At 71.9% G+C, this 22996-nt stretch carries 19 protein-coding genes; 8 read left to right on the plus strand and 11 right to left on the minus strand.

Annotated features, from left to right (window positions below; genetic code table 11):
• Positions 1-93 precede the first annotated feature (93 nt).
• Positions 94-1800: a glycosyl hydrolase family 18 protein gene (locus H9641_RS15550; protein WP_191805340.1), complete on the minus strand. Its 1707-nt coding sequence runs from the start codon at positions 1798-1800 to the stop codon at positions 94-96.
• A gap of 222 nt (positions 1801-2022) precedes the next feature.
• On the opposite strand from H9641_RS15550, the gene H9641_RS15555 reads away from it, so the two are divergent.
• Positions 2023-2865 (plus strand): NAD-dependent protein deacetylase, encoded by an 843-nt coding sequence (locus H9641_RS15555; RefSeq protein WP_191805341.1) that lies wholly within the window; start codon positions 2023-2025, stop codon positions 2863-2865.
• 9 nt (positions 2866-2874) lie between these two features.
• Here the strand turns inward: H9641_RS15555 and H9641_RS15560 are convergent, their stop codons facing one another.
• From H9641_RS15560 to H9641_RS15570, 3 genes are all read right to left on the minus strand, one after another.
• Positions 2875-3516, minus strand: a complete 642-nt coding sequence (locus H9641_RS15560) for a hypothetical protein (RefSeq protein WP_191805342.1) — start codon at positions 3514-3516, stop codon at positions 2875-2877.
• Positions 3513-4610, minus strand: coding sequence for an OmpA family protein (locus tag H9641_RS15565; protein ID WP_191805343.1), 1098 nt, complete (start codon positions 4608-4610; stop codon positions 3513-3515). The genes H9641_RS15560 and H9641_RS15565 overlap by 4 nt, the downstream gene beginning before the upstream one ends.
• Before the next feature lie 201 nt (positions 4611-4811).
• Positions 4812-5243, minus strand: coding sequence for a nucleoside deaminase (locus tag H9641_RS15570; protein WP_191805364.1), 432 nt, complete (start codon positions 5241-5243; stop codon positions 4812-4814).
• 171 nt (positions 5244-5414) lie between these two features.
• On the opposite strand from H9641_RS15570, the gene upp reads away from it, so the two are divergent.
• The 4 genes from upp (at position 5415) to H9641_RS15590 (ending at position 9376) form a co-directional block, all read left to right on the plus strand.
• Positions 5415-6050 (plus strand): uracil phosphoribosyltransferase, encoded by a 636-nt coding sequence (gene upp, locus H9641_RS15575; RefSeq protein WP_191805344.1) that lies wholly within the window; start codon positions 5415-5417, stop codon positions 6048-6050.
• Positions 6051-6385: 335 nt separating this feature from the next.
• Complete coding sequence (locus H9641_RS20795; protein ID WP_191805345.1) at positions 6386-7066, plus strand: winged helix-turn-helix domain-containing protein; 681 nt, start codon at positions 6386-6388, stop codon at positions 7064-7066.
• Positions 7067-7241: 175 nt separating this feature from the next.
• Positions 7242-8246: a hypothetical protein gene (locus tag H9641_RS15585; RefSeq protein WP_191805346.1), complete on the plus strand. Its 1005-nt coding sequence runs from the start codon at positions 7242-7244 to the stop codon at positions 8244-8246.
• A gap of 44 nt (positions 8247-8290) precedes the next feature.
• On the plus strand, positions 8291-9376 hold the full coding sequence (locus H9641_RS15590) for a glutathione S-transferase family protein (RefSeq protein WP_191805347.1): 1086 nt from the start codon (positions 8291-8293) through the stop codon (positions 9374-9376).
• Positions 9377-9380: 4 nt separating this feature from the next.
• On the opposite strand, the gene H9641_RS15595 is transcribed toward H9641_RS15590, so the two are convergent.
• Positions 9381-13955 (minus strand): sigma-70 family RNA polymerase sigma factor, encoded by a 4575-nt coding sequence (locus tag H9641_RS15595; RefSeq protein WP_191805348.1) that lies wholly within the window; start codon positions 13953-13955, stop codon positions 9381-9383.
• A 218-nt stretch (positions 13956-14173) separates the two neighbouring features.
• Between H9641_RS15595 and H9641_RS15600 the strand changes: the two genes are divergently transcribed.
• The gene (locus H9641_RS15600; RefSeq protein ID WP_191805349.1) at positions 14174-14941 is read left to right on the plus strand and encodes a hypothetical protein; all 768 of its coding nucleotides are present in this window, start codon (positions 14174-14176) and stop codon (positions 14939-14941) included.
• A gap of 136 nt (positions 14942-15077) precedes the next feature.
• Here the strand turns inward: H9641_RS15600 and H9641_RS15605 are convergent, their stop codons facing one another.
• From H9641_RS15605 to H9641_RS20800, 6 genes are all read right to left on the minus strand, one after another.
• Positions 15078-15386 (minus strand): DUF1540 domain-containing protein, encoded by a 309-nt coding sequence (locus tag H9641_RS15605; RefSeq protein WP_191805350.1) that lies wholly within the window; start codon positions 15384-15386, stop codon positions 15078-15080.
• A gap of 206 nt (positions 15387-15592) precedes the next feature.
• Positions 15593-16087 carry a heat shock protein transcriptional repressor HspR gene (locus H9641_RS15610; RefSeq protein ID WP_191805351.1) on the minus strand — a complete coding sequence of 165 codons (495 nt, stop codon included), beginning with the start codon at positions 16085-16087 and terminating at the stop codon, positions 15593-15595.
• A gap of 79 nt (positions 16088-16166) precedes the next feature.
• On the minus strand, positions 16167-17177 hold the full coding sequence (locus tag H9641_RS15615) for a DnaJ C-terminal domain-containing protein (protein ID WP_191805352.1): 1011 nt from the start codon (positions 17175-17177) through the stop codon (positions 16167-16169).
• Between the two features lie 158 nt (positions 17178-17335).
• Complete coding sequence (grpE, locus tag H9641_RS15620; protein WP_191805353.1) at positions 17336-17965, minus strand: nucleotide exchange factor GrpE; 630 nt, start codon at positions 17963-17965, stop codon at positions 17336-17338.
• Positions 17962-19842: a molecular chaperone DnaK gene (gene dnaK, locus H9641_RS15625; protein WP_191805354.1), complete on the minus strand. Its 1881-nt coding sequence runs from the start codon at positions 19840-19842 to the stop codon at positions 17962-17964. Before dnaK ends, grpE begins: the two co-directional genes overlap by 4 nt.
• A 392-nt stretch (positions 19843-20234) precedes the next feature.
• Positions 20235-21155, minus strand: a complete 921-nt coding sequence (locus H9641_RS20800; RefSeq protein WP_191805365.1) for a cold-shock protein — start codon at positions 21153-21155, stop codon at positions 20235-20237.
• A gap of 113 nt (positions 21156-21268) precedes the next feature.
• Between H9641_RS20800 and H9641_RS15635 the strand changes: the two genes are divergently transcribed.
• Both H9641_RS15635 and H9641_RS15640 read left to right on the plus strand, forming a co-directional pair.
• Positions 21269-22543 carry an MFS transporter gene (locus H9641_RS15635; protein WP_191805355.1) on the plus strand — a complete coding sequence of 425 codons (1275 nt, stop codon included), beginning with the start codon at positions 21269-21271 and terminating at the stop codon, positions 22541-22543.
• Positions 22544-22576: 33 nt separating this feature from the next.
• Positions 22577-22996: MerR family transcriptional regulator (locus H9641_RS15640; RefSeq protein WP_191805356.1), on the plus strand; the 420-nt coding region annotated here is incomplete at its 3' end.

Raw genomic sequence — 22996 nt, forward strand, 5'->3', positions numbered from 1 at the left:
CCCGACGGTGCGGCACCCCTCTCCCCGCGTCACGGAACGGCCCACGACGCGGTGCTGCGGTGCAGAGCGGCGGTCAGACCGCCGTCACGCAGGTCAGGCCGAGCAGGGCTGACCAGCGTCCCACGCACCCCAGACGTTGCTCCCGGGCACCTCGCCACGGGTCCACCACTGGGCGGTGTGGTTGACACCCGCACGGGACACGACGGCGCCGCCCGTGTAGGTCGCCTCGAGCGAGAACGCCGGTGCGCACGTGACGACCTCGACCACGGGGGCCGTGCCGCACGGGCCGATCTTCTGCCACGGGCTGCCCGAGGTCGCGGCCGGAGCCGTGCCGCGGGTCCACCACCTGGCCTTGTACTCGGCGCCGTCGTGCGAGACCACGTCGCCCGAGGTGTAGACGCCCGAGGCGAACCACGGCGCGGCGCACTGCGCGTCGACCCCGGGTCCGGGCGTGGAGACCCGCAGGGTCGAGCCGAGCGTCCCACCGAGCTCGTTCTTGTGGTCACCGCTGAGGTCCCACCACATGGCCCCGCCGTACCCCTCGACCGCGAGCCACTCGGCCTTCGCGTTGACCGAGGCCGGGTCGTCGAAGCTCCACCACTGGTCGCCGTCGTAGCGCCACGAGGCACCGATCGTCGGGTCGAAGAACGCCTTGCCGAACGTGCGCAGCTCGGCGTACGTCTTGGTGCCGACGTAGCCCTCGGCCGGCTTCCAGCCCGCGCTGCCGTCCTCGACGCCGTACCAGCCGTGGCCGTACGCCGCGAGACCCGCGTTGAGCTGCTGGGGGTCCGCCCCGGCGTTCACGTACATGCCCATGGCACCGTCGAGGCCCAGGCCCCAGTTCTCGGTGCCGTCGGGGTGCAGGTTGCCCTGGTGCCCGGTCTTGTTCGGGACCCAGCCGCCGTGGAAGTCGTAGCCCTGGACGTTGAGGAAGTCGACCGAGGCGAAGAAGCGCTTGTCGAGCCAGCCGCCCTGGCCCGCGTTCCAGCCGCCGGCCGGCGCGAAAGCCGTGAGCAGGTAGTCCTCCCCGTCCTGCTCGCCCAGCGCGTCGAGCGACGAGCGGAACTCCTCCATGAGGAGCAGGAAGTTCTCCTTGTCCTCGGGGCGCGCGTTCGCGGTCTCGCCACCCGTGACGGGCCACTCCCAGTCGATGTCGATGCCGTCGAAGATGCCGGCGGCGGCGCCCGGGCCACCCTTGTCACCGATCTGGGGCAGGTTGCCCTTGATGTAGATGTCGAGGCACGAGTTCACGAGCCTGGTGCGTCCCTCGGCCGTCGAGGCCGCCTCGGAGAAGTTGTCCGACCAGGTCCAACCGCCCAGCGACACGAGGATCTTGGTGTCCGGGCTGACGGCCTTGAGCTTGCGGAGCTGGTTGAAGTTGCCCGCGAGCGCCTGGCCGGGCTTGTCGGCCTTGCCGTCGACGGAGTTCTTGGCGGGGACGAGACGCAGGAAGTCGTTCTGCGCGTCGCCCTCGCCGGGCTCCTGCGTGATGTCGCACACGAGGTCGGTCGTGACGTTGCCGAACGCGTAGTTGAGGTGGGTCAGGTCCTTGATCGCGCCCGAGGACACGAGGTTCGCGACGTGGAAGTCGCGCGTGACGGGGCTGTCGGCCATGAGGTAGCCGACGCTGCGGTAGCCGTTGATGTCGTCGGGGCCTGCGGACGTCGCAGCGGGCTTGGCAGAAGCGACGGACTGGGGCGCGACCGCCTGGGCAGCGGGGGCCACCAGGACGGATGCCGCGAGCACCGCTGCTGCGGCGATCGCCACCGGCGCGAGCCGGCGCGTGGGTGTGTCTTGCATGAAGGGCCTCGTTGCTCTCCTCCGGGCACGCCCGGAACTTTGTTCGGACGCCTCGCACATTAGCCGCGCTGAGAACCTTTGCCAAGACCCTTAACCAATAAGTTTCTTACCGGTCCCGTCGATGTCCCTTTTGCCCTATGAACAGGTGTTTTACACTCCTCGCCACCGAGGCCCGTCCGGGAGATTCACCCGGTCTCCGGGCGCACGTCGTACGCTCGAACGGTGCTATCGGAGACCCCTGACACGACCCCGACGACCGACGACGTCCTGCACCTCCTGCGCGGCAAGCGGCTGACCGCCCTGACCGGCGCGGGCATCTCGACCGACTCGGGCATCCCCGACTACCGCGGCCCCGACTCTCCCCCGCGCAACCCCATGACGTACCAGCAGTTCGTCGGGGACGAGGCGTTCCGTCGTCACTACTGGGCCCGGAACCACGTCGGCTGGCAGCGGGTGCACCGCACGCACCCCAACGGCGGGCACAAGGCCCTTGTCCGGCTCGAGGAGCGCGGCATCCTCGAAGGGATCATCACGCAGAACGTCGACCTGCTCCACGAGGACGCGGGCTCGCGCAACGTGATCGATCTGCACGGGCGCTACGACCGCGTGATCTGCCTGTCGTGCTCGCGCGTCGTCTCGCGCGAGCACCTGGCCGAACGCCTCACCGAGCTCAACCCCCACTTCCTCGAGAGCATCGGCGACCTCGAGGACGTCGAGACCGCCCCCGACGCGGACGCGGTCATCGAGTCGACCGCCCACTTCGTGCCCGCGGCCTGCGAGTTCTGCGGCGGCATGCTCAAGCCGGAGATCGTGTACTTCGGTGAGAACGTGCCGCGCGAGCGGGTCGAGCGGGCCTACGCCATGGTCGACGCCGCCGACGCGCTGCTCGTCGCGGGCTCGTCGCTGACCGTCATGAGCGGGCTGCGGTTCGTCAAGCACGCCGTGAAGACCGACAAGCCCGTCGTGATCGTCAACCGCGGCGCGACCCGGGGCGACCCGCTCGCCACGATCAAGCTCGAGGCCGGGGTGTCCGAGACCCTCGAGGAGCTCGCGGACAGGCTCTGACCTGGTGACTCACTCCTCCTCCTGGTGCCAGGTGACCGGCACGTCCTCGATCGCGGGCAGGCGGGGAACCTCGATCGTCACCGACTTCGTCGCCGGATCGAGCGCCGGGAGGATGCAGGTCTGCGGGAACTCCTCGACGCTGAGCGACTTCGGCTTCAGCGAGCAGGTCTGCAAGGCGCTCTCGCCCGCCTCGCGGCCCGACTCCCGAAAGCTCAGGAGTCGCTGCCGGGTCTCCGGGTCGACGACCGCGAACCCCTCGAGGTAGTCGAAGCTCCATCGCTCGCCCGACAACGAGGACGGGTGGAGGCTGATCTCCCCACCATCCCCCGCGGCGAGCGAGAACCGCACGACGGTCCTGTCGGGAGAGGCATCGACGGAACGAACCTCCACGACGACGGATCCGGTCCGGCCACCACCCAAGGAGACGTCTCCACGGGCCGTGCCCAGCACAGGGAGGTCCTCTGCTGCTGTCGACGCCTGAGCGATGTCCTGCGCCGAGACCTCGGGCGGGGAGTCCGGCTCCTCGGCCGTCGTCGTCTGCGAGGGGTCCCCCGACGCGTCGGGGGTCGCGGCGCCGCCCGAGCACCCGCCCAGCAGCATCAGGGCGACCACCAGGCCACCCCACGCTCCCCTGGTCCTCGTGCCGGTCATCGCTTCCCCTCCTGCACCGAGTAGACGACCGTGACCCGACGGTTCGCCTGCTGCCCCTCGTCCGAGGAGTTGCTCGCCACGGGCTCGGACTCGCCCTTCCCCACGGCCGCGAGCGTGACCTCGTCCCCGACGGCCGGCTCGAGCGCCGCCAGGACCGACGCCGCCCGCTGCTCCGAGAGCGTCTGGTTTTCTGTGTCGCTGCCGTCGGAGTCGGTGTGCCCGGTGACGACCACCTCGCCGGTCCCGCGGGCCGCGATGTCGGCCGCGACGTCGGCGAGCGTCGACTGCGCGCCCGCGGACAGCACCGCAGACGCCTTGTCGAACACGACGTTCGCATCCAGCGTCACCGCGACCTGCTCGACCGTCTCCTCCGTCCGAGCGACCTGTTCGACGTCGGCCGTCCGCCGAGAGAGCCCGAAGACCGTCCCTTCGGTACCCGCCGCCGCGATCCGGTCGCTCGACGGCAGCTCCGGCCATCCTTGGCCCAGCAGCACGGCCGGCTCCTCGACGACCGGAGTCAAAGCCCCGTCACCGACGGGGACCTCCGCGACGACGTCCCGTCCGATCCGGACGTCGACGGTCGTCGCACCGTCGGGCAGCTCGGGGAACAGCGCGAAGGCCACCGCGAGCTCACCCGGCTCGGCTTGAAGATCCCCCGTCGCCGACGTCAACGCTCGTCCGTCGACGGCGAGCGGTCGATATCCCTGCAGACCGACGACGTCCAGGAGCTCGACCGCCGTGGCCATGTTGTAGTCGTAGAGCCCCGGGTCCTGGAGGTCGCTCGGGAAGGCGTTCGTCCCCCCGCTCCCGATGCCCTGCGTCGGCTCGGTGAGCGAGTAGTAGAGCGCCGTCGCGCCCTCCAGGCGGTAGACGCCGTGCACGATCCCCCGGATCACGGGGTCGCTCCCCAGGCCGAAGGACGGATACGCGAAGGTGCCGCGCACCGGGACCTCGACGCCGTCGACGAGCACCACGCCCTGCGTGAGATCGAGCTCCTCGTCCGGAGGAGCCGACGTCGACGCTGCGGCGACCGGCCCTCCGGCCAGCACCGCGACGAGCGCCAGGCCCACCGAAAGCCAGCGTGCAGACTCCATGAACATCCCCCTGCCGTCCGACCGTCCGCCTCGTCGTCACCGACGCCCCCGCAGGACCGGTCCCCCACGGCGCCCGGACGTCCGCACGCCGAGCCGCGAGGTCCTCGCGGCACCCGGGCAGCATTGCGCAAGCTCGCGGGGCGCGCGGGCCCCGTTCAGCAGCTGGGACCGTCAGGACGACGCCTCGGCGGCGCCGGACCGTCAGCGCTGCGTCTCGAAGAACTCCCGGATGAGATCGCCGCACTCGACGTCGCGGATGCCGCCGACCACCTCGACGCGGTGGGGGTTCCGGCGGTCGCGCACGATGTCCCACACCGAGCCGCACGCGCCCGCCTTGGGGTCCCACGCGCCCAGCACGAGGCGCTCGACCCGAGCGAGCGTGGTCGCTCCCGCGCACATGGCGCACGGCTCGAGCGTCACGACGAGGGTGCACCCCTCGAGGCGCCACGAGCCGAGGGTCGCGGCGGCCTGGCGCAGCGCGAGCACCTCGGCGTGGGCCGTGGGGTCGCCGATCTCCTCGCGCCGGTTGCGCCCGAGGCCGAGCAGACGCCCGTCGGGCCCGACGACGAGCGCCCCGATGGGCACGTCGCCCGACGCGAGGGCGTGGGTCGCCTCGTGCAGCGCGAGCCCCATGAGCTCGTCCCAGACGGCACGACGGGCCGCGACCGTGTCGGGTGGGAACGTGCCGGTCGCCCAGGGGAGGTCGAGCCCCACGGGGCCGGGCGTTCCCGGGCCGGGCTCTGCGGTGGGGGCGACGTCGTCGGGGACCATGCTCCCGAGGCTACCGGGCGGTACCCTCGAACCATGCGCCTGCACGTCGCCGACCACCCGCTGGTCGCCCACAAGCTCACCGTCCTTCGCAACAAGGACACCGCCTCCCCGACCTTCCGCCTCCTGGTGGACGAGCTCGTGACCCTGCTGGCCTACGAGGCGACGCGGGACGTCCGGGTCGAGCCCCACGAGGTCCAGACCCCGGTCACCACGACGGTCGGGGTCCGCATCGCCGAGCCCCGCCCGCTCGTCGTCCCCATCCTGCGCGCGGGCCTGGGGATGCTCGAGGGCATGACCCGCCTGCTGCCCACCGCGGAGGTGGGCTTCCTGGGGATGCAGCGCGACGAGGAGACGCTCGAGGCCGTCACGTACGCCAACCGCCTCCCGGACGACCTGACGGGTCGCCACGTGTTCCTGCTCGACCCCATGCTCGCGACCGGCGGGACGCTCGTCGCGGCGATCGACTACGTGTTCGAGCGCGGCGCCCGCGACGTGACGGCAGTGTGCCTGCTCGCGGCCCCGGAGGGCATCGAGGTCCTCGAGAAGGCGATCGGCGACCGGGTCGACGTCCAGCTCGTCGTGGCCGCGGTGGACGAGCGTCTCAACGAGAAGGCGTACATCGTGCCCGGCCTGGGCGACGCGGGCGACCGCCTGTACGGGGTTGTCTGACCGAACCGTCCGTACGCACGGAGCGGGGTCGCCGGGAGGACCCGGGGGCCCCGTCCTGCGCCGCGGTGCCCGACGACATCACGTCCGTCCCATTTTTGCGTCTCACCTTGTGAGATTCTCGGCTCTCCCCCTTGGCGACCCCCGCCGTCGCTGCCATGCTCACCTGGTGATCCCCTCGCTGAGCTTCCGCGGCGCCACCCGGCGCCCGAGCGTCAGCATGTCCTCCTGCGTCTGTTGTCCGGCCTGACTCGCTCAGCCCTCTGACAACCCTGCCGACTCTCGTCGGCGCCGCTCCGGCTCCCCGCCGTCGAGCGGGAAGACCCCTGGAGCCTCGCATGACCACGCTGACCCAGAAGTCCGCCCAGCCCCACGCAGCACACCGTCGCAACCACCCCGGGTTCGTCCTGTACGTCGGGGTCGACGCGGCGTCGGGCGAGCACCCGCAGGCCGAGCTCGTCGAGCTCGCCGAGGCCCTCGGCGAGCTCGCCCGTGAATGGCTGCCGGCCGCCGAGACCTACACGGCCCTGACCCTCTCCGAGCCCGCGACCGACTCGCACGAGCCGCTCGTCGACCACGGCCGACGCAAGGTGCGCGAGCGCAGCGCGGCCCGCCGCGCCGAGATCCCCACCCCGGCCCCGGACCTGGCGCCGCTCGGCGACGTCAACGCGTTCCGCGACCGCCTCGCGGCGCTCTCACCGTTCCCGCGCGTGGTGATCGACCCGGTCGGTCGGCGGGTCACGGTCGACGGCTCGGTCCAGCGCCTCACGTACAAGGAGTTCGAGCTCCTGTCGCACCTCTACCGCTCGGCGCACCGCGTCGTGACCCGCGAGGAGCTCCTGTCGACGGTCTGGGGAGCCGACGCGGTGCGCGACGGCAGCCGCACGATCGACGTCCACGTCCGACGGCTGCGCGAGAAGCTCGGCCTCCAGCACGTCATCACGACCGTCCGCGGGCTCGGCTACCGGTTCGACCCGCAGACCCACGTCGTCCTCAGCGGCTCGGGGGACGCTGCCTGAGGACTGGTGCTGCCGGGTCGGGCGCACGTGATTCCGTGGGGGGATCGGCGCGACCCGGCAGCACGGCTCCTGCGCGCGGAGCCACACGGAGGTCACGGGCCGGTTTGGTCGGGGCGCTCGGCCAGGGTTGGATGGACCGGTTCATCCGTTCCGTCCCCGCGAGGTCCTCTCCGCCGTGCCCGTGCTCCCGCCGCCCGCCCGACGCTCCGTCAGCCTCCTCGGCGCAGGCGTCGTGCTCGCGCTCCTGACGGGGTGCACCGGAGCCACCGCGGCACCGGCCGCGCCCTCGGTCCCCGTGCGTCAACCCGTCACGACCCGCGCCGAGGCCGACGCGCTCTTCGCGGGACTCACCTCGGCACGGAACACCGCGAACGCGGCCCGGGACGCGGCCGCCCTCGCGCTCCTCGAGACGGGACCGAGCCTGCGCGCCTCGACGTTCGCCTATGCCGCGCAGACCGCGCAGGGCGCCGCTCCCGTCGCGCCCTACACCTCGGCCGCGGGCACTCTCGCCGCTCCGGAGCAGGGAACCGCGGACTGGTTCTACTCGCTGAGCGCGCCGGGCGACACGGCGGTGGGCTCCAGCACGGGCGAGTACGTCGAGTCGACGTTCTTCACGCGCACGGGCGAGGGCGCCCCCTGGCTCCTGACCTACCGTCTGACGACCGACCCGGCCGTGGCCCTGCCGCAGCCCGCGCTCGCGGGCGGCTCCGCCGTCGTGCCCGACGACGACGCGCGCGCCCGCGGCGACCTCGCCCTCCTGGACGTGGTCGCGTACGCGAGCACCGGGCAGGCCGCCCCCACGCTCGACGTGACCGACGCCGACCAGCTCGCGACCGCGCACACCCAGGGCTTCCTCCTGCCCGACCTCACTCCTGACGCCGGGGCCGAGCAGCGCGCGTGCACGCTCGAGGAGCCCGCCCCGGCCTGGGCCTCGTCCACCCGGGGGATCTTCGCGATGGCCTCGGTCGAGTGCACGCAGAGCGTCGTGCTCACGGGCGGGTGGACGGCGCCGACGCCCACGACCGGGACGATCGGCACCGTCCCGGCCGGGGCGCGCCTGACGGGGTGGACGGTCTCGCAGACGGTCACGGTCCTCGTCGAGGTGCACGACGACGGCACGTCCCGGGTGGTCGGGTCCCGGCTGCGCCCCGTCAGGACGGACGTCACACCCGCCTCGTGACCCGGATCGCTGCGTCCGACCGGGCGGCGACGTAGGTTCGGAGCATGAGCGACGCGACCGGATCGAACCCCGTCCCGCGCGGCTGGAAGCGCCGCGGCCCGCACTTCACCGACCGGATCGCAGCGAGCAGCACCTCGCAGCCCGGCGGCCAGGGCGACGCCGAGGGCCGGTGGCCCGTCGAGCCCGGCCGCTACCGGCTCGTCGCGAGCCTCGCGTGCCCGTGGGCGCACCGGTCGATCATCGTGCGGCGACTGCTGGGGCTCGAGGGCGCGATCTCGCTGGGGATCGTCGACCCGATCCAGGACTCGCGGTCGTGGCGCTTCACGCTCGACCGGGACGGGATCGACCCCGAGCTCGGGTCGCACTTCCTCGCCGAGCACTACCTCGCGCGCGACCCCGAGGACGACGGCGGGGTGAGCGTGCCGGCGATCGTCGACGTCCCGTCCCGGCTGCTCGTCACCAACGACTACCCGCAGATCACGCTCGACCTGTCGACCGAGTGGACCGCCTACCACCGACCGGGCGCCCCGGACCTGTACCCCGAGGCGTGGCGTGACGAGATCGACGACATCGCCGAGAAGGTCTACCTCGACGTCAACAACGGGGTCTACCGGGCCGGGTTCGCGGACTCGCAGGAGAAGTACGACACGGCGTTCGGGATCCTCTTCGAACGGCTCGACTGGTTGTCCGACCGGTTGTCGGAACGCCGCTACCTGGTGGGCGACCACCTCACCGAGGCCGACGTCCGGCTCTTCACGACGCTCGTGCGCTTCGACGCGGTCTACCACGGACACTTCAAGACCAACCGCAACAAGATCACCGAGGACCGCGTCCTGTGGGCGTACGTGCGGGACCTGTTCCAGACGCCGGGGTTCGGGGACACCGTGAACTTCGACCACATCAAGCACCACTACTACCGCGTGCACACCCAGCTCAACCCGAGCGGGATCGTGCCCGACGGCCCGGACCTGTCGGGATGGCTGACCCCGCACGGGCGCGAGGCGCTCGGTGGTTCACCGTTCGGCGACGGGCGAGCACCGACGACCGCGACCGACCTGGCGTCCTACCACCTGGCACCGCTCGCGGTCCCGGTGGCCGGTGAGCCCCAGGCTGCGCGGCCTCGCGACTGACGGTCTACTCCGCGTCCCACGTCGCGCGCCCCAGGAGGGTGTGCGGCGTGAAGAGCGAGAGGTGGGAGACCGTCGCGACGTAGTTGGTGCCGTGGCTCACGACGCGGTCGCCCTTGACGTAGAACTGGCCGTACTGCCAGGCGGGCAGGCACGACTTCCCGGCGACCTGGAAGGTCCACGACGTCCCCGCGTCGGTCACGACGCGGTAGGTCGCGCCGCCCTCGCCCGCGCTGGGCGCCTTGACCTGGATGCTCGTCCCGGGCTGCACGGTGCGGGTCGAGTCGCGGACGACCGCGGCCGAACCCTCGATGTGGAACGTCACGGCCTGGGTCGACGCGGTGTTGTCGTACACGAACGTGACGGGCTGGTAGGAGCGCTGCTCGTTGTCCTCGAACCAGCACGCGCCGACCGTGGGTGCACCGACGACGGGGCTGACCACGACCGGGACGTAGCGTGCCGCCTCGTAGCCTGCGGTGGCGGTGCTGGTGTGCTCCTTGCCGTCGACCGTGCGCGACTGCCGGAGCTCGACCTTCCCCGCGGGGACCTCGGTCTTGCCCGTGTCCTGCGTGAACGTGGCCGTGGCCCCTGGCTCGACCGTGACCGGCGCACCGGCGGTGCCGTACGGGGTGGCCATCGAGACCTGCATCGACTCGTTCGAGGAGTTGGTCAGGCGGCCCGTCAGGCGGACCGTGCGGTCGACGACCGCGGAGGTCGCGGAGGCCTTGACCGTCCAGTCGGGCACGTAGCAGGACACTCCCGGCACGGCGTGGTTCGCGACCTGGACGCCGTCGGCCAGGACGGTGAACGTCGCGCCCTGGGCACCGACGCTCGTCCGGACCGTCTCGGTCTGCCCGGCGGCGACCGTCCGGGCGAGGTCGTCGCGACCCGCCACGGTGAACTGCACGGGGAGCGTCGAGCCCGAGTTGTCGAACGTGAGGGTCACGGGGGCCGACGAGGCGTGCGCGTCCGGGTCGAACACGCACTGGCCGACGACGGGTGGGAGGCTCTTCGGGGCGAGCGACGCGGCGGCGAACGGTACGGGCTGGTTCTGCGTGAACCCCTTGCCCGGTGCGCCGACCTCGGTGACCCAGCGGTACTGGCGGAAGGTGACCTCGCCCGCCGGGACCTGGGCCCTGCCCGTGTCGATCGTGAACGTGCCCGTGGCACCCGGCGCGAGCGTGAGCTTGTCCGAGTCCTTGACGTCGCCCAGGCCCGCCGGAGCGAGCATGCGCACGTCCATGGCCTCGGCCGTCGTGTTGGTCAACGTCCCCACGAGCCGGACGGCACCACCCACGTTCTGCGACGCGACCGAGAACTCCTGCGACCACGACGGCACGTAGCAGCTCTCACCCTGGACGGTGAACGAACCCGCCGAGCGACCATCGGTCGCCACCGTGAGCTCGTGCGCACCCAACCCTTGCACCAGGCCCGACGCCGTCACGCTCACCTTCTCGCCCGCACCCACCTCCGTGCGCAGCCCCTCGTGACCCACGACCCCGAACACCACCGGGAGCGTCGAACCCGAGTTGTCGAACCCGAGCACCACGTCGAACACCGACGCCCGCGTCACCGGATCGAAACGGCACGCACCCAGCGACGGCTGCGAGGCCTTCGGAGCAACCACCGCCTTGGCGAACTCAGCGTCCGTGGTGTGCGTGTACGTCTTGGCGTCACCTGGGTCGACGTCCTCGACCCGGCGGCTCTGGTGGAAGGTGACCTTCCCGGCCGCGACCTCCGTGCGCCCGGTGTCGATCGTGAACGTGCCCGTCGCGCCTGGCGCGAGCGGGGGCTCGGTCGACGGCTTGACGTCCCCCAGCCCTTCCGGAGCGAGCATCCGCACGTCGAGCGGGGTCGACGACGTGTTGGTCGCGGAACCGGTGAGGCGGACGGCGCCCCCCACGTTCTCCGTGGTGACCGTCGCGGTGGCCAGCCAGTCGCTGTCCGGGACCCGGTAGCAGTCGAGGGCCTCGAAGGCACCCGCCTTGACCTCACGGGTGTACTCGGCGCCCGCGACGGTGGTCACGAGGGTCAGGTTCGCCGAGCCCCCGGGGAAGCGGTACCCGTCGTCCAGCCGGAGGTCGGTCGTCGCGCCACGAGTCAGCCCGACGACGGGAGACGTCGAGCCGACGGCGTCGAGACGCACCCGGAGGTCGTCGTACGCGGTCGTGTTGGTGACACCCGCGAGAGCGATCGAGGCCGTGCTCGCGCCGACGCCGACGCACTGGGGAACCGCGCCGGTCCCCGAGGGGATCGTGTCTTCCGCACCGGCCCACGGGGAGCCGACCCGGAGCGTCGCGCTCGCGGAGTCCTGGACCGACCTCCCGTCGGAGCTCGCCGAGGCCGCGAACGTCAGACCGGTCGTGGACGCCGCGGCCTCGCCGTCGGCGACCAGCTGCACGTCGAGCACGACGGCCGGTCCGGCACTCGCGCTCGCGTCCGGCGCCGGGAGTCCGCCTGCGCCGGTCACCGAGCAGCGCGCCGACGATCCGTCGGGCTCGCAGACCCATCCAGGTGTCAGGGCGCGGGCTGAGCTGCCCGACGGGAGGTTCCCCACCGAGAACGTGAGCCCCTGGGCGTCGACGTCGCCGGTGTTGCGAGCCGTGAGCCGCACCGCCGAAGCCCCGGGGTTGAGCACGTCTCCCACGGTGGGAGACGCAAGGTCCACCTCGGCGCCGTAGGACTGCACCGGAGAAGGCGCGTAGGTCTTCTTGACCGGCGCGAGGCCCTTGCCGTGGACCGAGCCGCCGAAGCTGTACGTCCCGCCTCGTGACGCCTGGACCGTGACGACGAGCTCCTTCTTCTCTCCTGGCGCCAGCACGCCGACCGAGCAGGTCACCAGCGAGGTGCCGTCCCCCTGGGGAACGGACGCGCCGCACGGGAGCGCCGCGGTCTTCAGGACGGGCACCACTCCCCGCCCGGCGACGACCGCGGAGCTCACGACCGAGACGTTGGCCGGCAACGTGACGTCGACGACGACCTCCTCGGCGGACGTCCCGCCGGTGTTCGACGCCGTGAGCGTCAGGTCCTCCGGGTCACGGGGAGCGAGCTGGAGCGGGGCGAAGGCCAGGTCGAGCGAGGCCGGCGCGGGGTCCACCGGGTCGACAGGATCGACGGGATCGACGGGATCCACCGGGTTCACCGTCCCCGGGGAGGTCTGCCCGTTCCCGGTATCGCTCCCGGCGCCCGCGCCTCCGGCCCCCGGCCCGGATCCGCCGGCGCCACCCGAGGTGGTCGGTGTCGATCCGGCCGCGTCCCCCTCGAGGGGGGTCAGGTTGGCAGGAGACGTGGGGTCGGCACTCGGCGCCGTGGGCGTGGTGGTGGGAGAACCGGACGGCGTGTCGGTCGGCGACTGCGACGGGTCGGGGCTCGCGTCCGCGCTGGGCGGGGTGTCGGAAGAGAAGCCGCCGTTCGCGGCGATCACGCCGACGCCCACGGCGGCGACAGCCACGACGCCCACCGCGGCTGCGACCAGCGGTGAAGCCGCGATGAAGGCGGCGAGGCCCGTCGCGCCCGCGACGGTGGCCCCCGAGGCCGCGGCACCGGTCGCACCGACGGCGGCCGCCGCTCCCGCGACCCCGCCCGCTCCCGTGCCTGCTGCGGCGGATCCACCGGCCGCACCGGCCGCCGTCGCTCCTCCTCCTGCCGCCCCCGCAGCACCGCTGCCGCCGGCCGCCGCACCACCACCGGAGGTGCCCGCTGCCGTTCCGGAGGCTCCTCCCGAGGCACCGGCACCGGTCGCGCCGCCGGCGACCGCACCTCCACCGGCGAGGGGCAGTGCGTGCCCGACGAGCCCGAGCCCCGCGACCCCGAACACCAGGGGCGCGATCACCGCACGCATGCCGTGCGAGACGTCGCCGAGCTCGAGCACCAGGGCACGACACTCACCGCAGCCCTCGAGGTGAGCGTCGACCTTGGCGTTCTCACGCTTCGCCAGGCCGCCTCGGACGTAGGAGCCGAGCAGCGGGTTGACGACCTCGCACCCCTCGCTCGTCGCGCCCGTCAGGTGCTGCTGGAGGTAGGCCTGACGCAGTCCTTCGCGCGCACGGTAGGCGAGGGCGGAGACCCCGTTGGCCGACAGCCCGAGCAAGGGCGCGATCTGGGCCGGGTTCATCTCCTCGACCTCGGTGTACCAGAGCACCGCCTGCCAGCGCTCGGGCAGGCCCTGGTAGGCCTTGGTCACGATCGACCGCTCGAAGCCCTGCAGCGTCGGGTCCTCGGTGGAGGCCATGGGGCCGAACGCGGTCTCGAAGGTCTCGACGTCGTCGGTGGGCTGGGTGCGCCGGACGCCGTTGACCAGGTCGTACGACAGTCGGCGCACGACCGTGAAGAGGTAGGCCCGGAACGTGACGTCGGGCCCGCCGCCGGTCTGCAGGATGCCGAGGACCTTGGCGAACGCCTCGGAGACCACGTCGTCCGCGTCGGAGGACGAGTGGACGTACTGGCGCGCCACAGTACGAGCGGCCACCGCGTGCCGCTCGTAGAGCGCACCGAACGCGGAGTAGTCGCCACCGCGCACGGCGGTGATCAGCTCGGCGTCGCTCGTCGACGCGCCGTCCGCGTACGTCTCGACCTGGGTCATTACCTCGCCCCTGACTGCGCCTCGTGCAGTTGAGGCTCCTCTCGCTCATAGTAGACGTCACGAAGCCCAGTGTTTTCAACGTCTCACGGGCAGTTTGCCCGGGTTGTCCACTCCTCGTCGCGACGGTTCTCGCGGACGGTCCGGGACTCCGAGCGGATGAAACCAAAATGCACGGTCGGTTTCGCGTCATGAGTGTCGGCCTGAGGGGTCTCATCGGTATGGACCTACGACCTGGCTACCCCCAGCCAGCCGTCGACTCGCTGCTCGCCGAGTGGCAGGCGGCGAGCATGGACTCCGTCTGGCTGCGCCCCGGCGACTGGTACCACCCTGCGGTGGAGGCTCTTGCCGAGGCTCTGACGGACGGGCTCCCTACGGCGCCTGCCGCCGACCGGCTCGGTGAGGCTCGGGGTCACGTCGGCATCAGCATGGGCGAGACGATCGACGATCTCGCCTGCCTGTTCCGCGCCTGGGGCACCGAGCCCGGGCTCGACACCCTGCGCGCCCTGAGCACCGGTTGGGTCCGGGGCAACGAGCCGAGCCTCCTGGTTCCGCTCACGACCGACCCGCGGTCGGGTCTGGCCACCCCCGAGTACCTCGTGCAACGCCTGCGCGAGACGTACGGTGCGGGCGAGCGCAGCGGCCGGCCCGCGTCCCGCACACACTGCCTGCTGCTCGTGGACGTCGCGGTCGACCGGCTCGACGGGTGGCAGCGGATCGCCCGGGCAGCCGCGATGGGCAAGATCTTCACCGAGGTCTTCGGTACGGGCCATCCGGTCGCGACGCTCGGTGCGGGCGTCTACGCCGCGCTGTGCGAGCGCAGCGCGGACCTCGAGCCGCTGCGCGCCGAGCTCCGGCACCGGATCGAGCGCACCGCGCTCTCCTACGGCGTGACCGCCGTGCTCCGACGACCTCCGCGCGTCTGGGTCGAGCCGCTCCCGACGGCTCACGCGGGAGCCACGTCGTTGCTCCAGGCGCTCGGGCGCTGACCTGGCCCCTCGACGGATCGCGCACGCGCCGCCAGGTCCCGTAGACGCCTCGACGCCCCGGCGTCCGGCGAGGGACGAGCGGGGCGTCGAGGGGGAATCGCGCGAGAGGGGGATCCGCGCGAGGGTTCAGGCTCGCTCAGCGAGGAGCGTAGGTGAGGCAGTCCGCGTGGTCGGCACCCAGGGGGCCGGCTCCGACGCGGATCGAGGAGGCGTTGCACTCGAGCGCCTCGTTGTGGGCGCACTCCCCGCGCTGGCAGGCGCCGACGTGGGCGATGACCTTCTCGAGGCCACCCTTGGCCGTGAGCGGGATGAACGTGGCGCACTCGGCCTCGCCGCCGTGGGCGGCGATCGTCACGGCACCGGCGTGGCACCCGTGCTCGTGGTTGTATCCGCAGCCGTCGATCGAACACTCGACGACCTGGGGCAACTCCATCAGGCTGCTCATGGGACTTCTCCTTGCTCGAAGGGGCGGGACGTCCAACCGTGCTTTTCCTTCACGGTATTCCTCGTCGCAGCCCTTGTATAGGAAGCAAGGCCTCACTCACTTCGGCGGAATTCCGCCGTTTTTACGTCACGCAGACCTCACGTAAATGTCCACGGAATTGCCGACCGCTGGTATTTCACCCGTTCCGGCACGCACCCTGACGTGGCTCAGTCCCCGCGCCCAGGACGCCACAGCACCAGCGCACGGGTCTCCGTTCCCTGCCCTGCGACGGCGCGCCCGGCGTCCTCCGGACTGCCCCGTCGGACCCGCCGGCCGCGCGGGACCATGACCACGTCACCACTGACCCCGGCGGCGAAGACCCGTCCACCCTCGAGGCGTGCCGAGAGCGCGTCGAGCCGGGACTCGAGCTGGTCGACCTGCTCCTCGAGCGCGAGGATGCGACGGATGGCCGCGAGGTTGATGCCCTCCTCCTGGGAGAGCCGCTGGACCTCGAGGAGTTTGGCGACGTCGCGCTGCGAGTACCGACGCCCACGCCCCATGGTGCGACGCGGGGTCACGAGTCCCAGCCGGTCGTACTGGCGCAGCGTCTGCGGGTGCATGCCGGCGAGCGCCGCGGCCTGCGAGATGGCGAGCACGGGGGCGTCGTCGTACGCGTTGAACGGCACCTGCGCCGTCGCCGCTCCGGGATCTCTCCTGACCATGCGTCCTCCTCTCACCATTCTGCTCTCGAGGGATGGAGCGCGGCGAGGCCCTCGCGGGCCTCGTCGCGCTCGGTTCCTGCTACTCCGCGGCGCGTCCGAACAGGTCGGAGCGCACGTCGTTCTCGCCGTCGGTCGCGGCCGCGAGCTGCTCGACCGCCTCCTTGGCGGCCTTCGTGAGCTTCTGCGGCACGACGACCTGGATCGTGACGAGCAGGTCGCCCGTGGCCTTGGCCGCCTGGACGCCCTTGCCCTTGACCCGCAGCGTGCGGCCGGACGGCGTGCCCGCGGGGACCTTGACCTTGACGGGCTTGCCGTCGAGCGTCGGGACCTCGATGGTCGCGCCGAGGGCGGCCTCGGCGAACGTCACGGGGACCGTGAGCCGCAGGTTGTGCTTGTCGTCGACCGAGAACACGGGGTGCGGCGTGACGTGCACCGTGATGACCAGGTCGCCGGGCGCTCCGCCCGCGACGCCCGGGCGGCCCTTGCCGCGCAGGCGGATCTTCTGGCCGTCGCGCACCCCGGCCGGGATGCGGGCCGTGACGGTGCGTCCTTCGGTCGAGACGGTGACGGTCGCGCCCTCGACGGCGGGCCGGAACCCGAGCGTCGCGGACGAGTGCACGTCGGCCCCGGGCTGCGGCCGGGCCGCGTTGGGGCGGAAGCCCGTCTGGGCTCCTCCGCCGCCGAACATCGACCCGAGGATGTCCTCGAAGCCTCCGCCTCCACCGGTCTGCGTGGAGTACCGCACGCGGCCTCCCCCGCCACCACCGCCGCCGAACATGCCGCCGAAGATGTCCTCGAAGCCTCCGGCCCCGCCGGCGGGCCCGCCGGCTCCTGCGGAGAAGCGGGCGCCCCCGCCGGCCATGGCACGGATCGCGTCGTACTGCTGGCGCTGCTCGGCGTCGGAGAGGACCGCGTAGGCCTCGCCGATCTCCTTGAACTTCGCCTCGGCCTTGGCGTCACCCTGGTTCTGGTCGGGGTGGTAGGTGCGGGCCAGCTTGCGGTACGCCTTCTTGATCGCGGCGTCGTCGGCATCCTTGGGGACGCCGAGCGCGGCGTAGAAGTCCTTCTCGATCCAGTCCTGACCGGTCAAGGCGCCTCCTCTCGTGGTGTCACCGGCCGGGGGCCGGTGGTCGTCTGATGGATGAAGTCTTGGTGTTCTTTCAGTCGTTCGCTCGTTCTGTCGTTCAGTGGTGCATCAGGTCCGGGGACCTGCTCTCCCGGCCTGGCCCCCCCCCCCCCACGACCGTCCTACTCCGGTCCGACGACCGAGACGCGCGCTGCGCGCACGACCTTCTCGCCGATCCGGTAGCCCGGCTCGATGACCATGTTGACCGTGGCCGACGTGGCCTCCGGGTCCACCTGGTGCATGAGCGCCTCGTGGACGTTCGGGTCGAACTCCTCGCCCACGACGCCGTACCGCTCGATGCCGAACTTCGCGAGGCTCGCGTCGAGCTTCTCGGAGATCGCGACGAACGGCCCGTCGAGCTCGCCGTGCTGGCGGGCCCGGTCGATGTCGTCGAGGACCGGCAGGAGCGCGGCCAGGACGTCCTCGACGCCCTTGACGCGCGCGGCCTCCTGGTCACGCAGCGACCGGTTGCGGTAGTTGGTGAAGCTGGCCCGCTCACGCTGGAGGGCGTCGAGGTGAGCCGCCGCCTCGGACTGCGCAGCGAGGAGCGCTGCGTCGTCCCCGGCCTCGCCGGTGGGCTCGAAGTCGAGCCCCGCCAGCGGGTCGGTCTCCGCGTCGTCCCCCGCCGAGCCGGCCCCCTGGGGGGCAGCCTCCTTGGGCTGCCCCTCCGGGGTCACCTTGCGCTTGTCGGTGAAGTGGAAGGGCTGGTCCTCGGAGCCGAGCTCCTCGGGGCCCTGGGCGTCGCTCGTCACTTCTTGTCGTCCTCGTCCACGATCTCCGCGTCGACGATGTCCTCGTCGGGCGCGAACGGCGCACCGGCGGCCGCAGCCGCGTCAGCGTCGGCAGCACCCTGGTTGCCCGCGGCCTGCTCCTGCTCGGCAGCGGCGTAGAGCGCCTCGCCGATCTTCTGGCTCGAGGCCAGGAGCTTCTCGTGGGCCGACTTCACGGCCTCCGCGTCGGTGCCCTCGAGCGCCGTCTTGACCGACGCGATGTCGGCCTCGACCTCGGTGACGACCTCAGCGGGGAGCTTCTCCTTGTTCTCCGCGACGAGCTTCTCGGTCGAGTACACGAACGCCTCGGCCTGGTTGCGGTTCTCCGCCTCCTCGCGACGCTTCTTGTCCTCGGCCGCGTGCTCCTCGGCCTCCTTGACCATGCGGTCGATGTCCTCCTTCGGCAGCGCGGAGCCACCGGTGATGGTCATCTTCTGCTCCTTGCCGGTGCCGCGGTCCTTGGCGCCGACGTGGACGATGCCGTTCGCGTCGATGTCGAAGGTGACCTCGATCTGCGGCAGGCCGCGCGGTGCCGGGGCGATGCCCGTGAGCTCGAACGTGCCCAGCGGCTTGTTGTCGCGGGCGAACTCGCGCTCACCCTGGAAGACCTGGATCAGCACCGACGGCTGGTTGTCCTCGGCGGTCGAGAAGACCTCGCTGCGCTTGGTCGGGATGGCCGTGTTGCGCTCGATGAGCTTGGTCATCACGCCACCCTTGGTCTCGATGCCCAGGGACAGCGGGGTGACGTCGATCAGGAGGACGTCCTTGCGCTCGCCCTTGATGACACCGGCCTGCAGCGCGGCACCGACGGCCACGACCTCGTCCGGGTTGACGCTCTTGTTGGGCTCCTTGCCGCCCGTGAGCTCCTTGACGACCTCGGTCACGGCGGGCATGCGGGTGGAACCACCCACGAGCACGATGTGGTCGATGTCGTTGACCGAGATGCCGGCGTCACGGATGACGGCGTGGAACGGCGCCTTGGTCCGGTCGATGAGGTCCTGCGTCATCTGCTGGAACTGAGCGCGCGTGAGCTTCTCGTCCAGGTGGATGGGGCCGTTCTCGCTCATCGAGAGGTACTGCATGGAGATGTTGGTGCTCGTCGCGGACGAGAGCTCCTTCTTCGCCTGCTCGGCGGCCTCACGCAGACGCTGGAGCGCGATCTTGTCCTTGGACAGGTCGACGCCCGAGCTGTTCTTCACCTGCGCGATGAGGTGCTCGACGATGCGGTTGTCCCAGTCGTCACCACCGAGGCGGTTGTCGCCCGAGGTCGCGCGGACCTGGATGGTCGAGAAGTCGTCCTCGTCCTTGCCCACCTCGAGGAGGGAGACGTCGAACGTTCCACCACCGAGGTCGAAGACGAGGATGAGCTCGTCCTCCTTGCCCTTCTCCAGGCCGTAGGCCAGAGCGGCAGCGGTGGGCTCGTTGACGATGCGCAGGACGTTGAGGCCCGCGATCTGCCCGGCGTCCTTGGTCGCCTGGCGCTCGGCGTCGTTGAAGTACGCCGGGACGGTGATGACCGCGTCGGTGACGGGCTCGCCCAGGTACTCCTCGGCGTCGCGCTTCAGCTTGCCGAGCACGCGCGCGGAGATCTCCTGCGCGCTGTACTTCTTGTCGTCGATCTCGACCGACCAGTCGGTGCCCATGTGGCGCTTGACCGACGTGATGGTGCGGTCGACGTTGGTGACCGCCTGACGCTTGGCGATCTCGCCGACGAGGACCTCGCCGGTCTTCGAGAACGCGACGACCGACGGGGTCGTGCGAGCGCCCTCGGCGTTCGCGATGACGGTGGGCTCCCCACCCTCGAGGACGGCGACCACCGAGTTGGTGGTGCCCAGGTCGATTCCGACCGCTCGTGCCATGTTCGTGCCTCCGTTGTGTTGCTGTGTGCTGCTACGTGTGTGTCGTTCGATCGGCAGCCCGTGGCGGTTCCCTGCCCGACGGCGCGCGTGGCGCGCACGTCGAGGCCTTCCCCTGCCCGGCGGGTGTCGCCACCCGGCCGCCGGTTGAGTCGTCCTCACTCAAGTTATGCCGGTCCGTGCCGCTGCGCAAGCGGCGGTGGCGTGAACTTGAGTCCACTAGGCTCAACCTTGGGTGAGGGCGGGGTATTCCCAGGGTCGAACGGCTCGCCCAGGAGGCGACGCAGATCGTGTCGCACGCGAACGGCCACGGCGAGAGGTGGTCGCCGTGGCCGTTCGAGGGGGCCGGTCGCCTGGAGCAGCTCATCCCCTCGCTCGCGGCGCCCGCCCCTCGCTCAGGCCAGCTCGACGGCGTCGGCCTGCGGTCCCCGGTCGCTCTGGCGCACCTTGTACCGGACCCGGTCGCCCTCCTCCAGGACCTCGTCACCCCGCACGACCGATACGTGCACGAACAGGTCCAGGCCCCCGTCGTCAGGGGTGATGAAGCCGAAGCCGCGCTCCTCGTCATAGCGAGCGACCGTGCCCTCGCCGCCGCGCACGGGCCCGCCGGACGACCCGGGGCCGTTCGACCGGCCGCGGTCTGCGCCGCGCGTGCCGCCGCGTGCGAGCTGCACGTTGCGGGCGTTGGGGCCCTTGTCACCGTCGACGACGTCGTACGTCACACGATCGCCCTCGGAGAGCTCGGTCAGTCCCGAGCCGAGCGCGCTGACGTGGACGAAGACGTCGCCGCCACCCGAGTCGGGCGCGACGAACCCGAAGCCCTTGACCTCGTCGTACCAGGACACGGTGCCGTCGGCGCCGTCCGACGCGGGCCGTGCGGCCTCGGCCGCGAGCGGCAGCAGGTGGTCCGCCTGCGGCCCCTTCTCCCCGTCGACGACGAGGAACGCCACCCGCTGCCCCTCAGAGACCACACCGCCACCGACGATGGCTGAGCTGTGCACGAAGATCTCGGCGCCGCCGCCGTCGGGCGTGACGAAGCCGTAGCCCTTGGTCGGCTCGTACCAGGTGACGGTGCCCAGCACGCCCAGGGGCGCGTCTGCCGCCCGGTCGCCGGTGACACGGACACGACGCGCCTGCGGGCCGCGGTCGCCCTCGCCCATCTCGAACTCGACGATCTGCCCCTCCCGGAGCAGTCTCGTTCCGTCGTCTCCGACGATCTCCGACGCGTGCACGAACAGGTCCTCGGCGTCGTTCCCGAGGTCGATGAAGCCGAAGCCTCGGTCGGCGTCGAACCATCGGACAGTTCCCTGGGGCACTTTGGACTCCTCTATCTCGGCAGACATTGCTGTCTCCTATTGTCCCCCCGGTCGGAACCGCCGACCGTTGGGTTCCTTGACCCTCGACCCGGTCGAGGCACGAAAGTGCGGCCATGGCTACGACCAACGCCCCCGCACGGGCGCTCCCCCACCCCTACCTCGCCTGGCTCTCCGGGGTGACCGTCTCGCAGCTCGGCGACGCCGTGCTCGCGTTCGCGCTCGGCTGGGCCGCTGCCGGGCTCGGGGGCACGACGGCTGCCCTGATGCTCGCCCTCAGCGGGTTACCTCGCCTCGTCCTGCTGATCGTGGGTGGCGCGGTCGCCGACCGTGTCGGGGCGCGGCGCATCTTGATCATCGGTGAATCGGCGCTGCTCACGCTGACCGCGATCCTCGCGCTCGCGCTCGCGCAGATCGGCACCCCGACGTGGCTGCTCCTCACCACCGCGCTCGCACTCGGAACGGTCACCGCGTTCTGCCTGCCCGCGACGGGGTCCATGCCCCGACGCCTCGTCGCTGACGACCAGCTCACCCGCGCGCTCGCGCTCCGCCAGGGCCTGGTCCAGGTGGTGCTCCTGACCGCAGCACCTCTGAGCGGCCTGGTCGTGGGCGCCGTGGGGCTCTCCGCCGTCGCCTGGGGCACCACGGTGACGTTCGGCGTCTCGCTGTGCGTCCTCATCGCCGTCCGGGAGCTGTCCGGAGCTGCACCCGACCCTTCGCTCGCCGGTGTGGCGGGCCCCGCACGACTCGATCTCGTCGGCGGCTTCCGCATCGTCGCCCGCACCCCGGAACTGAGCAGCGCGCTAGCGCTCACCGGAGCGGGCGCGGCCCTGATCCTCCCCGTCCCGTCGCTCCTCGTGCCGCTGCTCGGCCGGTCCTCCGGGTGGGGCCCCGCGACGACGGGCCTGGTCGCCGGAGCCGTCGGCGTCGGGGCGATCTGCGCAGCCCTCCTCGCGGCCCGGAGCAGGAAGATCGCGCCCGGGACCACCGACCCGGCAGATCGCTCCCGTGCTCTGCAGGTCGGATGTCGGTCTCGACCGGGGTCGGCTGCCACCGGGCTCGCCGTGAGTGCGGGAGGGGCGCTCGTTATCGCTGCCGGGACGCTGCTCGGCGGTTCGGCCGCCACGGAGGTCACCGTGCTCGGCGCCCTGGTCTTCGGATTCGGGAACGGGAGGTTCGTCGCGCGGATCGCGCCGCTCGTCCTCGGCAGCGCACCTCGGACGCACCTCGCGCGTGTCCAGGCACTGGTGGGGCTCGTGCAGCTCGTGCCCGTCATGGTCACGAGCACGGTCCTCGGCACGCTGGCCGAGCACACGTCGCCGCACTGGGCGCTCGGCGTGACGGCAGCGGGACTCGTGGCCTGCGCGGCCTGGTCCGGCCGCTCCGCTTGACCCTCGTGCGGGTCGAGGGTCCACAGTGTGCGCATGCCCGACGACCTGCTCAGCATCGGCGCCCTCTCCCGCGCCGGCGGCCTGCCCGTGACAGCGCTCCGGTTCTATGACGCGGCCGGCGTGCTCCGGCCCTCCCACGTCGATCCCGCGACGGGGTACCGCTGGTACACCTCGACCCAGGTCCACACCGCTCGGCTGGTCGCGAGCCTGCGCCAGGCAGGGCTTCCCGTGTCGGACCTGGTCACCGTCCTCGCCGCTCCCCGAGAGGCCAGGGCCGTGCTGGCCCGCCACCGCCGCCGTCTCGAGGAGGACCTGGTCGCGGCCCGTACGCACCTCGATGCCGCAGAGGATCTCCTGGCCCGGCCCGGCCGCTGCACGGTCGCCGCCGCGGGCCGCGTCGCGGCGGTCGGCGCCGGGGGGCGCGCGGGGGGGGCCGCCGCCGCCGGGGCCGGG

It is taken from the genome of Oerskovia merdavium (genome assembly GCF_014836755.1).
GTDB classification, from domain to species: domain Bacteria; phylum Actinomycetota; class Actinomycetes; order Actinomycetales; family Cellulomonadaceae; genus Oerskovia; species Oerskovia merdavium.

Bases quoted from the DNA above. Each gene is read 5' to 3' on its own strand.
- H9641_RS15600 (WP_191805349.1), top strand. From the start codon at position 14,174: ATGGACCTACGACCTGGCTACCCCCAGCCAGCCGTCGACTCGCTGCTC.
- H9641_RS15635 (WP_191805355.1), top strand. From the start codon at position 21,269: ATGGCTACGACCAACGCCCCCGCACGGGCGCTCCCCCACCCCTACCTC.
- H9641_RS15610 (WP_191805351.1), bottom strand. From the start codon at position 16,087: ATGGTCAGGAGAGATCCCGGAGCGGCGACGGCGCAGGTGCCGTTCAAC.
- H9641_RS15550 (WP_191805340.1), bottom strand. From the start codon at position 1,800: ATGCAAGACACACCCACGCGCCGGCTCGCGCCGGTGGCGATCGCCGCA.
- H9641_RS15565 (WP_191805343.1), bottom strand. From the start codon at position 4,610: ATGGAGTCTGCACGCTGGCTTTCGGTGGGCCTGGCGCTCGTCGCGGTG.
- upp (WP_191805344.1), top strand. From the start codon at position 5,415: ATGCGCCTGCACGTCGCCGACCACCCGCTGGTCGCCCACAAGCTCACC.
- H9641_RS15560 (WP_191805342.1), bottom strand. From the start codon at position 3,516: ATGACCGGCACGAGGACCAGGGGAGCGTGGGGTGGCCTGGTGGTCGCC.
- dnaK (WP_191805354.1), bottom strand. From the start codon at position 19,842: ATGGCACGAGCGGTCGGAATCGACCTGGGCACCACCAACTCGGTGGTC.
- H9641_RS15590 (WP_191805347.1), top strand. From the start codon at position 8,291: ATGAGCGACGCGACCGGATCGAACCCCGTCCCGCGCGGCTGGAAGCGC.
- H9641_RS20795 (WP_191805345.1), top strand. From the start codon at position 6,386: ATGACCACGCTGACCCAGAAGTCCGCCCAGCCCCACGCAGCACACCGT.
- H9641_RS15605 (WP_191805350.1), bottom strand. From the start codon at position 15,386: ATGAGCAGCCTGATGGAGTTGCCCCAGGTCGTCGAGTGTTCGATCGAC.
- H9641_RS15570 (WP_191805364.1), bottom strand. From the start codon at position 5,243: ATGGGGCTCGCGCTGCACGAGGCGACCCACGCCCTCGCGTCGGGCGAC.
- H9641_RS15595 (WP_191805348.1), bottom strand. From the start codon at position 13,955: ATGACCCAGGTCGAGACGTACGCGGACGGCGCGTCGACGAGCGACGCC.